At 33.8% G+C, this 12,613-nt stretch carries 14 protein-coding genes; 2 read left to right on the top strand and 12 right to left on the bottom strand.

What is annotated here, in order from left to right; genetic code table 11:
* The first annotated feature begins 1 nt into the window (after position 1).
* Positions 2 to 712 carry a response regulator transcription factor gene (locus C1T31_RS11065; RefSeq protein WP_103052553.1) on the top strand — a complete coding sequence of 237 codons (711 nt, stop codon included), beginning with the start codon at positions 2 to 4 and terminating at the stop codon, positions 710 to 712.
* Positions 713 to 768: 56 nt separating this feature from the next.
* Here C1T31_RS11065 and C1T31_RS11060 read toward each other — a convergent pair whose 3' ends face one another.
* The 9 genes from C1T31_RS11060 to C1T31_RS11020 are packed head-to-tail and all read right to left on the bottom strand — an operon-like array spanning position 769 to position 10,243.
* Positions 769 to 1,281 carry a YybH family protein gene (locus tag C1T31_RS11060; RefSeq protein ID WP_103052552.1) on the bottom strand — a complete coding sequence of 171 codons (513 nt, stop codon included), beginning with the start codon at positions 1,279 to 1,281 and terminating at the stop codon, positions 769 to 771.
* Positions 1,278 to 2,240 (bottom strand): tRNA (adenosine(37)-N6)-dimethylallyltransferase MiaA, encoded by a 963-nt coding sequence (gene miaA, locus C1T31_RS11055; protein WP_394338508.1) that lies wholly within the window; start codon positions 2,238 to 2,240, stop codon positions 1,278 to 1,280. Before miaA ends, C1T31_RS11060 begins: the two co-directional genes overlap by 4 nt.
* Positions 2,182 to 3,060: an ion transporter gene (locus C1T31_RS11050; protein WP_103052551.1), complete on the bottom strand. Its 879-nt coding sequence runs from the start codon at positions 3,058 to 3,060 to the stop codon at positions 2,182 to 2,184. Before C1T31_RS11050 ends, miaA begins: the two co-directional genes overlap by 59 nt.
* A gap of 18 nt (positions 3,061 to 3,078) precedes the next feature.
* Positions 3,079 to 5,037, bottom strand: a complete 1,959-nt coding sequence (locus C1T31_RS11045) for a DUF3857 domain-containing protein (RefSeq protein WP_103052550.1) — start codon at positions 5,035 to 5,037, stop codon at positions 3,079 to 3,081.
* Positions 5,038 to 5,039: 2 nt separating this feature from the next.
* Positions 5,040 to 6,404, bottom strand: coding sequence for a 3'-5' exonuclease family protein (locus C1T31_RS11040; RefSeq protein ID WP_103052549.1), 1,365 nt, complete (start codon positions 6,402 to 6,404; stop codon positions 5,040 to 5,042).
* 22 nt (positions 6,405 to 6,426) lie between these two features.
* The gene (locus tag C1T31_RS11035) at positions 6,427 to 7,098 is read right to left on the bottom strand and encodes a YggS family pyridoxal phosphate-dependent enzyme (protein ID WP_103052622.1); all 672 of its coding nucleotides are present in this window, start codon (positions 7,096 to 7,098) and stop codon (positions 6,427 to 6,429) included.
* A gap of 1 nt (position 7,099) precedes the next feature.
* A complete protein-coding gene (locus C1T31_RS11030; RefSeq protein ID WP_103052548.1) occupies positions 7,100 to 8,338 on the bottom strand; it encodes a DUF1015 domain-containing protein in 1,239 nt (412 codons plus the stop codon).
* Positions 8,339 to 8,344: 6 nt separating this feature from the next.
* On the bottom strand, positions 8,345 to 9,235 hold the full coding sequence (locus C1T31_RS11025) for a 3-hydroxyacyl-CoA dehydrogenase family protein (protein WP_103052547.1): 891 nt from the start codon (positions 9,233 to 9,235) through the stop codon (positions 8,345 to 8,347).
* A 42-nt stretch (positions 9,236 to 9,277) separates the two neighbouring features.
* A complete protein-coding gene (locus C1T31_RS11020) occupies positions 9,278 to 10,243 on the bottom strand; it encodes a Gfo/Idh/MocA family protein (protein WP_103052621.1) in 966 nt (321 codons plus the stop codon).
* 157 nt (positions 10,244 to 10,400) lie between these two features.
* Here C1T31_RS11020 and C1T31_RS11015 point away from each other — a divergent pair, with 157 nt between their 5' ends.
* Positions 10,401 to 11,042: a protein-L-isoaspartate(D-aspartate) O-methyltransferase gene (locus C1T31_RS11015; RefSeq protein WP_103052620.1), complete on the top strand. Its 642-nt coding sequence runs from the start codon at positions 10,401 to 10,403 to the stop codon at positions 11,040 to 11,042.
* Here the strand turns inward: C1T31_RS11015 and C1T31_RS11010 are convergent.
* The 3 genes from C1T31_RS11010 to C1T31_RS11000 are packed head-to-tail and all read right to left on the bottom strand — an operon-like array spanning position 11,039 to position 12,575.
* Positions 11,039 to 11,566, bottom strand: coding sequence for a hypothetical protein (locus tag C1T31_RS11010; RefSeq protein WP_103052546.1), 528 nt, complete (start codon positions 11,564 to 11,566; stop codon positions 11,039 to 11,041). The two genes, C1T31_RS11015 and C1T31_RS11010, sit on opposite strands and share 4 nt — an antisense overlap.
* An 11-nt stretch (positions 11,567 to 11,577) precedes the next feature.
* Positions 11,578 to 12,033 carry an SsrA-binding protein SmpB gene (gene smpB, locus C1T31_RS11005; protein WP_103052545.1) on the bottom strand — a complete coding sequence of 152 codons (456 nt, stop codon included), beginning with the start codon at positions 12,031 to 12,033 and terminating at the stop codon, positions 11,578 to 11,580.
* Positions 12,034 to 12,059: 26 nt separating this feature from the next.
* Positions 12,060 to 12,575 (bottom strand): SixA phosphatase family protein, encoded by a 516-nt coding sequence (locus C1T31_RS11000; protein WP_103052544.1) that lies wholly within the window; start codon positions 12,573 to 12,575, stop codon positions 12,060 to 12,062.
* Between the last annotated feature and the right edge of the window lie 38 nt (positions 12,576 to 12,613).

The raw sequence follows: 12,613 nt of genomic DNA, 5'->3' as shown, positions 1-12,613 counted from the left end.
TATGAGTGACGTACAGAAGAAAATTTTATTAGTAGAAGACGACCCGAATTTCGGAACCATTTTAAAGGATTATTTAATCATGAACGATTATGAAGTAACCCATGCCAAAAATGGTATGGAAGGTTTTGAGAAGTTCAAAAAAGATGATTTTGATCTTTGTATTTTGGACGTTATGATGCCTTATAAAGATGGTTTTACGCTTGCGAAAGAAATCAGGGAAAAAAACACCGAAGTGCCTATAGTCTTTTTAACGGCTAAAGCTATGAAAGAAGATGTATTAAAAGGCTATAAAGTAGGTGCTGATGATTATTTAAACAAACCTTTTGATAGTGAGGTGCTACTGATGAAAATAAAAGCTATCATGCAGCGTAAGGCTACCGAAACGGTTGCAGATAGTAAGCAGTTTCAATTTAAAATTGGAGACTTTGATCTAAACTCTAAACTTCGCTTCTTGACTTATAATGGAGGCGAGCAAATTAAACTGTCTCCAAAAGAAAATGAATTGTTACGCCTTTTAGCATTGCATGAAAACGATTTGATGCCTCGTGAATTAGCTTTGACGAAAATTTGGAGAGATGATAACTATTTCACTTCAAGAAGTATGGATGTCTATATTGCTAAATTAAGAAAGTATCTAAAACTAGATCCAAAAGTTGAAATTTTAAACATTCACGGAGAAGGGTTTAGGCTAGTCATTAATAATGATGAATAAAATTCAATAAGTTTCTTTCTATTATAAATAAAAAACCCAGCATTGCTGGGTTTTTTTTAATACTTGTCATAGTCATCAATGGCAAATGCCTTGTTGTAGGAATCTTGATTAATAGTATTACCTTCCGATGAGTCATAATCAACAGCAATTTTCCAAACACCATTTACTTGTCTTAATATCACATGAAATTTGCCATAATAATTTTGCTCTTGTTCGGTGTTGGGATTCAAGGATAATTTATAAATGCCTCTTTCCGATGCGGCATTGTCATCGTGCAAACGTTCTAAAAACCGGAATGAAATAGTTTGTTTACTCGAACTGTTATTCCATCTTTCTTTATATCCGGCAATGTAAGTTTCTTTACCTTGAACGCGTTTGCCATCACCACTTATGCGCACTAAATCATCAGTGTGCAACTTACCAAAAAGGCTGTAATTATGGGTTTCAAATGCGATAGTGAACGGTTTCCATATTTGATTGTCTATGGCTTTCAGAGTTTCTTCGTTTTGGGAATAGCTCAATGAAATTCCAAAAACACAGATTAAAATGAATAAATTTAGTTTTCTCATGATGAAATTAATTTTCTATCAATATAATCAATAATAGTGTCTAATTTACATTCAAAGTCAAACCATTGAATGGTTTCATCTTTTCTAAACCAAGTCAGTTGCCTTTTTGCAAAGCGTCTACTGTTTTTCTTAATTTCTGAAACGGCAAACTCCAATGTCCATTCATTGTCCAAATAATTGAAAAGCTCCTTATAGCCAACGGTATTTAAGCTATTTAAATTTCTATGTTGATTTAAACTTTTAACCTCATCCAATAGTCCTTCTTCCATCATGTTATCAACTCGTTGATTAATTCGGTCGTAAATAATTTTTCTATCGGCTGTTAAGCCAATACTTATGGTTTGGAATGGTCTATTGCTTTTCTTTTTATTGATAAATGACGAATAGGGTTTGCCAGTACCAATACAAATCTCTAGAGCACGCATCACACGATGTGGATTATCAATGGCAATCATTTTATATGTTTTGGGGTCCAACACTTCAAGCTGCTTTTGAAGCGGTAATAAACCGTCTTTATTAAAAGTTTCAGTTAATGATTTTCTTATTGTTGAGTCAACTTTTGGAAAATCATCAAGCCCTTTCGTAACAGCATCAACATAAAGTCCTGAACCACCAACCATAATGATAACATGGTGTTTTTTATAGAGCTCTTCCAATTTAGTTAGGGCATCTGTCTCAAACGTTCCAACATTATAGTTATCCGTTATAGATTTGTGATGTATGAAATGATGAGGAGCTTCCTGAAGTTCATAAGGAGTTGGTGCAGCAGTTCCAATTTGCATTTCTTTAAAGAATTGACGTGAATCTGCAGAAATGATTTCCGTTTTAAAATGTTTTGCTAAAGCAATACTTAAGGATGTTTTGCCTATTGCTGTAGGACCAACAATTGAAATAAGTGTTTTATTTGTCATGGTGTAATTTACAACCACATTTAAAACAATATTCAGCGCCATCAACATGTTTTTCATTTAAACAATTTGCGCAGCATTGTGAGTTTAAGTGAACAATGGGTTCATTGGGATGTGGTGGTATTGGCCCTGATTTTAAATCATCATTGGCTTTCTTGGTATATTCCGCAGAAACAATGCCTGTTGGTACGGCAATAATACCATAACCAAGTATCATAATAATGGTTGCAATAAATTGCCCCAATGGTGTTACTGGAGCAATATCTCCGAACCCAACCGTTGTTAAGGTTACAATACACCAATAAACACTTTTAGGGATATTGGTAAAACCACTCTCTTCGCCTTCAACTAAATACATAATGGTTCCAAATATGACAGCTGCAATTAAAACCGCAAACAAAAAAACAGAAATTTTAGCACGACTAGACTTTATGGCCGAAGCCAAATGATTTGAAGCCCCTAAATAGCGTGCTAATTTTAGAATTCTAAAAACACGCAGTAATCGTAATGCCCGCAATGCAATTAATGCATGCGTGCCTGCAAAAATAAGTGATAAATATTTTGGAATAGTTGAAAGTAAATCTATAACGCCATAAAAACTGGTTATATATTTTATAGGTTTTCTAACCGTAATAATTCGCAATACATATTCTATTGTGAACAGAACCGTAATAATCCATTCAGAAATATTTAAAAAAGTATGATATTGGGCATCAATGCTTTTAACACTCTCAAGCATGACCAATAAAATACTCGCTAAAATGGCTATGAGGAGAACAACATCAAACAATTTTCCAGAAGGTGTGTCTGCCTCATAAATAATTTCATGAAGTTGATCTTTCCAAGATTTATGTGGTTTTGAATGCTGCATAGATTAAATAAATATAATTTATTTTTTCTTAATCACTATTAGTGAATTGTTTTCAGAGTTAACAACCTCATTCATAAACTTTTTTAAATAACTATAATATTCACGTTCATAAATCTCCTTGTCAAAATCAACTTTATAATAGATGCGAATATTGTTGTCGTTCTTTAAAACCTTGAAAACTAACTCTCCTGAATTATTGGGTAATTTGGCATTAAGAGGTTTTGGAACTTCAATAATCTCGTAGCTTTCGTCAACAAATAAATTTAGATTGTATAGGAAAGAATCTTTATAGCCAAAATCTATTGGGTAAGTTCTTTCTTGAAGTTTAAATGGATTTTCTTTGAAAAACTTGAAAACAAAAGGATCTAAATAAAAAACACCTCCTAAATCTTCAGCAACATATTCGAATTCCATATCCTCGACAAAATTAAAACTCGTTTTATCTTTGTGTTCTACTTCATGATTAAGGATATCTAAATCAGGATGGTCGTCTTTATTGGTTTTGTAATAGTTTGTAGGATTATCAAAATACGCTTCTTTTTTGGATAGTGCATGATAGCCAGTTGAATTGGCATTCAATGAGCCCGAAATGAGTCCTTCAGAATTGATTTCTAATTGAACTTTTCTTGAAATTGTAGATCTTTTACTAGGTATAATATCAATCCAATCGCTCCCATTTTTAAAATCTAATTTTCTGCCATATTGGTTTAAAGATCTAAATGGTAACATTCCAAAACTCAAGTAAGGATCGGTAGCATCCAAATGGTAAATTTTATTATTGATTTCAGCTTGAACGATTAAGTAGTTGAAATCAGAAATGACTGGATATATTTTGGTTGGTAAACCATGATTCCTTGTTGAGACAAGCACTGGATAAACATTAATTCCATTGTCATCAAGTAGATTATGCAGAAGAATATTTATTTCGGCAACATTACCACTTTTATTTTTTATTAAATCCTTTACCGATGAGTTGTTATATATACTGTATTCACCGTTCCAAACAAAATTAGATTGGACATATTCAAAAATACCTTTTGCTTTCTTGTACAAATTGGACTCAGTGAGAACACTATCAGCTATGGAAACATTAGAAGAAACATTTTTTATCAATTGTCTACCAATGTTAGGGTCTGATTTTAATTCATCATCTGCAGTTTTCCATGTTTTGGTAATATTTTCAACGGTTCCATCAAACCCTCTAAATATCTTCAGTTCATAATCAATACTTGCCAAATAGTTTTCTCGCGTAGTCATATAGTCTTCATCAATAAAGGCTGGTATGTCTTCCATGGCATATATGGAGGTGAAGCAATCTGCTGAACCTCCATTGTTTAATCTTATACACTCAATATGACGACCGGATTCGTTTTTAACTAAAGGAAGACTGCCTACAAGCTTAATATTGTATTCATAATTTGCAGGAATACTGGTATTATATTCGCTATAAAGTTTTGGTATGTCATCCTGAAAATCCCAACCTTTAAATTTGTAAATAAAAGGAGATTCAATTGAATAACTATAGGTGATAACTGAACCTTCTTGAACTTTCGGGAGCGTAAATTTGACTAATGTGTAATTGTCGTTGTATTTTTCGGTAAATATTTGGCTTTTATCAAGCTGCGTTTTAACATCTTGTCCATTAACACTATTGTGGGTTATAGCCATTATGTCCTCTACTTTTTCTTTTCTACCATCATTGTTATATAAATAAAGCGTGATAGTAGCTTTGTCAAATCCATCCCGTGTTAATATTTTTAGCTTTTGTTGGTGTTCAAAAATTAATTTGAAAGTATTTTTATCGATGTAACTATTGCCCTTTTCATAAATGACCAATGCATTAGCAGTTGAATCCTTTGAATAACTGTTCAACTCTAAATCATTTTTTGTTACAATATAGCTTTCTGAATTAAAACTATCTTGAGCATAAATGGATAATCCTGAAATCAAGAAGATAAATAAATAAAATACTTTCATAATTAATTCAATTGAATGATTTTTAGTTTTTTGTTACGTCTTATATAGCTTTGAATGATGTGTTGGGCATCACGATTGTTTTGCATAGGAGTAATGACGGTACGTAGCACTTCAATATTAGTTATCTGATAATTTAAATCAAAATAACCTAGCCCTTTAAAAATACCATTCTCAATCAATATGGCACTTCGCTCTTCAATATCACGACCTCTGTCAATGACAACCATGTTTTGCTTGTCATAACTATTTTTTGAAATTAAAGCCAATACACGAGAATTGTATGCCTCATAATGTTCTTCCTGAATACAGGCGCCTTGGCACAAATCAATATTGTAATTGAAGCAGCTTTTTTTAGTTGGGTAAAGGCCAACAAGCTTTTGACAAAGATTAAAATCATCTACAACTTTAAATAAAAAGCTTTTGGCACTTTGTCTATTTGAGAAGGTGGTAATAGGTTTTTTTCTACCATCAGCCTTGTCAATTTTCAAATTAATGTATCCTTGGTCGTCCTGAAAACTATATAAGGCATGGGTGAACAAGCTTCGACGTAAAGCTCTGTTGAATAGTGGTTTGATTCGTTTTATCTCTTCGCTTTCTTTCAAGAGCGCAACCAATTCACTACCTGTTTTTTCGTAAGTTACAGTTGATGCTTGACGCTGTAATTTTTTGGATTTAGGGCTGGTATTTGTAAAATGCTGACTGATTCTACTTTTGATATTTTTACTCTTACCAATGTAAATCACATCACCATTTTCGTTGTGAATATAATAGACACCAGTTTCATTGGGCAATTCATTGATGATTTGCTTCAGATTAGGCTCCATTTGATACTTAGGCTCTACGCGGATGGCATCTTGAACAATAAACTTTTCCAAATCTTTTGAAAGCAACATCTTAAATAGTTTTACTGTAGCCACTGCGTCACCATTGGCTCTATGTCTGTCGCTTACTGGAATACCAAGAGATCTTGCCAGTTTGCCCAAACTATAGGAATCCTGACCAGGTATGAGTTTCTTGGCCAATTCAACTGTACATAGTGTTTTGCGTTTGAATCCAAAACCTAAACGTTTAAATTCAGTTCTTAAAATCCGATAGTCAAATTGAGCGTTATGCGCTACTAGAATACAATCGTCAGTAATTTCGACTATGCGTTTAGCTATTTCGTAAAATTTTGGAGCAGTTCGCAACATATTGCTGTTAATACCTGTAAGGTTGACCACAAATGGTTGTATTTCTCGCTCTGGGTTAACTAAACTGATAAATTGATCTACCACTTTATGGCCGTCAAACTTGTAGATTGCAATTTCAGTGATACCTTCTTCGTTGTATTTGCCTCCAGTGGTTTCTATGTCTAATATTGCGTACAAAAAGTGATTCTATTGATGTGTTTTAGTGTGAATAATTCCGTTCTCCAAAAATACTGCTTCCTATTCTAACCATAGTGCTACCACAAGATATGGCTAAATCATAATCGCCACTCATGCCCATTGAAATAGTCTTTAAATGGCAGTTTTTGGATTGTATGTTTTTTAATTCTTCAAAAATGTTTTTTAAGGTTTTGAACTCCTTTTCAATTTGTTTCGTGTCTTCCGTAAAGGTAGCCATTCCCATAACACCAACAATATTGATATGGTTCAGGTCTTTGAGTTCATTAGATTCTAAAATTGTTTTAGCATCCAATGAATTCATACCAAATTTGGAATCTTCTTCGGCAATTTTTATTTGTAACAGGCAATCTATAACGCGATTGTATTTTTTGGCTTGTTTGTCTATCTCTTTAAGGACCTTAAAGTTTTCAACACCATGAATTAAACTCACAAAAGGTGCCATATATTTTACCTTATTCCGCTGAACATGACCAATCATATGCCATTGAATATCTTTAGGCATTTGTTCATGTTTTTCAACCATTTCTTGAATCTTATTTTCACCAAAAATACGTTGACCAGCATTATAAGCTTCCATAATTGAGTCAATAGGCTTCGTCTTGGAAACTGCAACGAGAGTAACATCTGCAGGTAGTTTGCTTTTTATTTTTTTAAGATTTTCTGAAATAGACATATTAAAACTCATATATGGTTACGCCACTTCGTAACTTGGGTTCAATGAAAGTAGATTTTGGTGGCATCTTAAGACCTTCATCCGCTATTTGTTTCATCTCATTAATGTTTACAGGGACCATACCAAAGCCAACGGCAAAATCGCCACTATCAACTTGACTTTTTACATTAATCACATCTTTTTTACCATTACTGTACATAATACGTAAATCATTACGAAGATCGGTAATGCCCAATATAGGCTCCAAAATGGTTTTAAAAAGAATTTGGGCATCTAATGCATCTAACGACGATTCAAAGGAATATAGTGATTTTCGAAGATACAGTGAATAGAATTCACCATCTAAATACATACTGAAATGATGCTTTTTAGAGGGCTTATAGGGCATCTTACCACGATTTTCTATTCGATAGATGGTATCTAACTTTATCAGAAATTCTTCTTTTGTCAAACCGTTTAAATCTTTAACCAATCTATTAAATTCATGGATTCTTAAATCCGATTCCGGAATTAAATAACTCATAAAATAATTGTAGGATTCTTTTCCAGAATGATTTGGATTTTGAGATTTTTCATCCTTATACAACAAATAGGAAGATGCTGAACGGTGATGACCATCAGCTATGTAAATGGTTGACATGTCTTCAAATTCTTTTTGAATAATTTCAATGGAATCTTTGTTATCAATTAACCACAGATAATGTGTGTCGCGATAGGTCGTCGTAAATTCAAATTCAGCGCGTTCTTGTTGCGCTTTCCTAATAATGGTTTCTATTACCTGATTGTCTGGATAGGTAAGTAAAACAGGTTCGGCATTAAACCCTACGGTTTTCAGATAATCCTTAAAAATGAGCTCTTTATAAGCTAATGTGTCTTCGTGCTTTCGAATAATATTATTTTCATAATCTTCAGCGCTTGCAGCAGCAATAATGCCATTGAATTCCTGGTTGTCTCTATCAACAATTTTATAAACGTAATAACAAGCAGATGGGTCTTTTATAAAAATGTCATCCTCTTTAAATTCCATGTAGCGATTTCTAACTAGCTGATAACGTTCAACACCAGTTATTTCGCGATCGTATTTGTAACCCGGATTTACAATATGTAAAAATGAAAACGGGTTGTAATCCAGACGGGCTTCCCGTTCGGCTTGGGTATAAGTTTGGTAAGATCGTGAAGCAACCAGACTCACTTTATCCCTGGTTGGACGTACGGCATTAAAAGGAATGATTTTAGCCAAACTATTTTATTTAGAAAATTGCTTGGCTACGGTTTCGGCTTTTCTATTATCAGAGTAATCATAAAATCCTTCGCCAGATTTCACACCCAATTTACCAGCTCGTACCATATTTACCAATAAAGGGCAAGGCGCATATTTTGGGTTTTTAAATCCTTCGTACATGACATTTAATATAGACAGACAAACATCTAATCCAATAAAATCGGCCAATTGCAGTGGTCCCATTGGATGAGCCATACCCAACATCATAACCGTGTCTATTTCTTTGACACCGGCTACACCATTGTAAAGGGTTTCAATAGATTCATTTAACATGGGCATTAAGATTCTATTGGCAACAAACCCTGGATAATCATTAACTTCTACTGGAACTTTACCTAACTGTTTTGATAAATCCATAATCGTATTGGTTACGTCATCACTTGTGTTGTAGCCTCTAATGATCTCAACCAATTTCATAATAGGCACAGGATTCATAAAATGCATACCAATGACCATATCAGGTCTGGATGTAACGGCACCAATCTGGGTAATAGAAATAGAGGAGGTGTTGGTGGCTAAAATAGTATCATCAGGACAAGCCTCATCTAATTGTTTGAAGATGTTTAATTTCAAATCCACATTTTCAGTAGCAGCTTCGACTACCAAACTGGCATATTCAACACCTTCTGTGATACTTGTAAATGTGGTGATGTTTCCAAGGGTCTCATCTTTTTGAGCTTCTGTTATTTTTTCTTTGGCTACCATGCGATCCAAATTTTTGGCAATGGTATCCATACCTCTTTTTAGGGAGGCTTCACTAATGTCAATTAATTGCACTTTAAATCCGTTTTGGGCAAAGGTATGTGCAATACCATTTCCCATCGTTCCTGCTCCAATAACAGCTACATTTTTCATATTAAAAGAATTTTTCCACGAGTTGTGGTTATTTGATTTTATTTAGTTTTTAAATTGATTGATTATCATAGTCGCAACACGAAGTGCTTCCGTACCATCATGCAGTGTTACAACTGGTTTGGTATTATTTGTAATGGCTTCGGCAAAGGTTTCCAATTCATCTAAAATAGCATTGTTTGCAGCTACTTCAGGATTATCAAAATAAATTTGTTTCTTAACTCCTTCGGCATTTTGTAACACCATATCAAAATCACCAGGAACTTCTGGAGCATCTTTCATTTTGACTACTTCACATTTCTTTTCTAAAAAGTCCACTGAAATGTAAGCATCTCTTTGAAAGAAACGTGTTTTTCGCATATTTTTTAACGAAATTCTACTAGCAGTCAGATTGGCCACGCAACCATTTTCAAATTCTATGCGTGCATTGGCAATATCAGGAGTATCACTGATTACTGATACACCACTAGCAGAAACCTGTTTGACTTTGGATTTTACCACACTCAAAATGATATCAATATCATGAATCATTAAATCCAATACAACTGGAACATCAGTTCCTCTAGGGTTAAATTCAGCTAGTCGGTGTGTTTCAATAAACATGGGATTTTCAATTTTATCCCTGACTGCTATAAAGGCTGGATTGAAACGCTCAACGTGTCCAACTTGCCCTCGAATGTTATGTTGTGCCAACAGTTCACGAATCTCTTCGGCTTCTTCAACCGTATTCGTGATAGGTTTTTCAATAAATATGTGCTTACCATGTGCAATGGCTTGTTTGGCACAATCGTAGTGCGATAGTGTAGGAGTTACAATATCCACCATATCTACAGCCATGATTAAATCATCAATAGAGTTAAAGTATTTATAGCCAAATTCGGCTTCTACTTTTTTGGCATTAGCTTCATCAGCATCATAAAATCCGACCAATTCATATTTATCAGACTGTTGCAGTAATCGCAAATGTATTTTTCCAAGATGACCAGCACCAAGAACACCAGCTTTTATCATCGTATTTTCGTTTTCAACAAAAATAAGGTTTTTAACCATTTTTTTGCATGAATTAAGATATAAAATCCGGCTAGTCAGTTTCGATAAAAAAATGGTCAATTTTTAATTTTTAGGGTCAAAATGTTTGATTAATTTTAACCATCAAAAAAGGCACCCATTGAAAGATACTTTTAAGCACAAAGGCATGCGTCAAAAATTAGTCAAGACGATTGAAGCCAAAGGAATTACTGATAAAAATGTTTTGCAAGCCATTGGCAAAATACCAAGACATTTGTTTATGGATTCTGGATTTTTGGATCATGCATATCAAGACAAGGCGTTTCCTATTGCCGCCGATCAAACCATTTCACAACCTTATACCGTAGCTTTTCAAACGGAATTATTGCAAGTCGAAAAAGGCGATAAAATTTTAGAAATAGGTACCGGAAGCGGTTATCAAACAGCTGTTTTATGTGAGTTGGGAGCACAAGTTTTTAGTATTGAAAGACAAAACGAATTGTTTAAGAAAACGAGTAAATTTTTGCCAAAATTAGGCTATAGGGCGAAAAAATTAATTTTTGGAGATGGTTATCAAGGATTAAAAGAAGAAGCTCCCTTTAAAGGTATCATTGTAACTGCAGGTGCACCATTTGTGCCAAAACCACTTTTAGGTCAATTGGCTATTGGTGGTCGACTGGTTATTCCTGTAGGTGATGCTGTTCAAACCATGACCCTTTATATTAGAAAGGGACCCAAGGAGTTTGAAAAACATGAGTTCGGTGAATTCCGATTTGTACCTCTTTTGGAGGATAAAAATTAATCTTTCGGCAAATAGGTTTCTGGTATAGGGTTTTCAGCGGTTTCCTGCTTCCAATAAATGTTTATAACCCACCAACGAGTTCCGTCATTCAAAAGTTGAATACTATTGATGCCACGCATAAAGGGTTTTTCATCTGTTTTATTATGATAGGATTCATAGGTACTGAACACTTGAGTGATTTGCTCGAAAGTATCAGTGGTTCTATTGATTTCCACTTCGTGGAATCCGTTTTCAACCAACCATTTCCCTGAAGATTTAATATAATCACTTGGTGTCATATATCTGGCACTATACTTTCCTTCTTGATTTCTACCAGTGGGAATTAATTTAGCATCTGGATGAAATAAAAATTTGAATAAATCCCAATTTCGTTCTTCTCCCTTATCACCCGAAATAACTTGATATAATGTTTTAATTGTGGCGTCTAAAGTAGATACATTATCAGCATACATATTAGTTTTGTCTTGCCCATAAGTAATTGATGTAGCTAATAGAATGACTGAAAGAATTAATACTTTTTTCATAGTGATTTTTATTAGTAGCTTTTCTTTATTCTATCCAAACGAACTTTGTTTTCTCGATCTTTTATGGTTTCGCGTTTATCATAAAGCTTTTTACCTTTGGCCAGGGCGATATCCATTTTGGCGAACCCTTTTTCATTAATGAACAACCGTAACGGAATAATGGTTAAACCGGTATTTTGGACTTCCTTTTCTAATTTTTTTAGTTCCCGTTTATTAAGCAATAATTTGCGTTCGGCCTTGGGTTTGTGATTGTAATAGGTTCCATAAAGATATTCCTCAATGGTCATATTGATAACAAATAGCTCGCCACGGTCATTAAATTCGCAAAAACTTTCGGCAATTGAGGCTTTACTGTTTCGAATCGATTTTATTTCTGTGCCTGTTAAAACAATTCCAGCGGTATACTTATCTAGAATTTCGTATTGAAATTTAGCTTTTTTATTAAGTATGTTAATCTTTTTCTGCATAAGTTCAAAGGTAACCAATTAAGTTACTACTGGAAATTAATTTCTAAAAGGACATCGGCTGTATGACTTTCAGACATGGTAACTATAAATAATTGACCATTGTTGTCGTCATCGATATCGTCATATTTATGAGTGTCTAATAGTTTATTAACTAAAGATGGTGTGGTGTTGCTATGGCCTACAATAAGAACATTTTTTCCTTTATTTACATTTTTTAAAGCTTGAATATCTAATTGTCTTGGGTTATAAATCATGATCTCCAATTGATTGCTATTTGCTATTGGCATAGCAGTTTCTCGAGTTCTATGAAAATCAGTTGAATAAATGGCATCAAATTTCACATGTTTTAGAATGTTACTCCAGTGCTGTGCTCTTTCATGTCCTTTTTCAGTCAAATGAGGGTTTTTGTTGCTTGAGTCACTTCGATCTTTTTCAGCATGACGAATGAGATAAAAAGTAGTAATACCTTCGCTTAAGGTGTTTTGAGCTTGAGATTTAAATGTCAATGCCAGTAGAATAACAAATGAAAACAAATACTTCATGTGGTTATGATTTGCAATAAAGATACCAAATAATGGTT

Origin of the sequence: Hanstruepera neustonica, assembly GCF_002895005.1 — a bacterium.
GTDB lineage: Bacteria > Bacteroidota > Bacteroidia > Flavobacteriales > Flavobacteriaceae > Hanstruepera > Hanstruepera neustonica.
The sequence above is the reverse complement of the archived record's forward strand: the minus strand, read 5'-3'. Positions and strand labels throughout refer to the sequence as shown.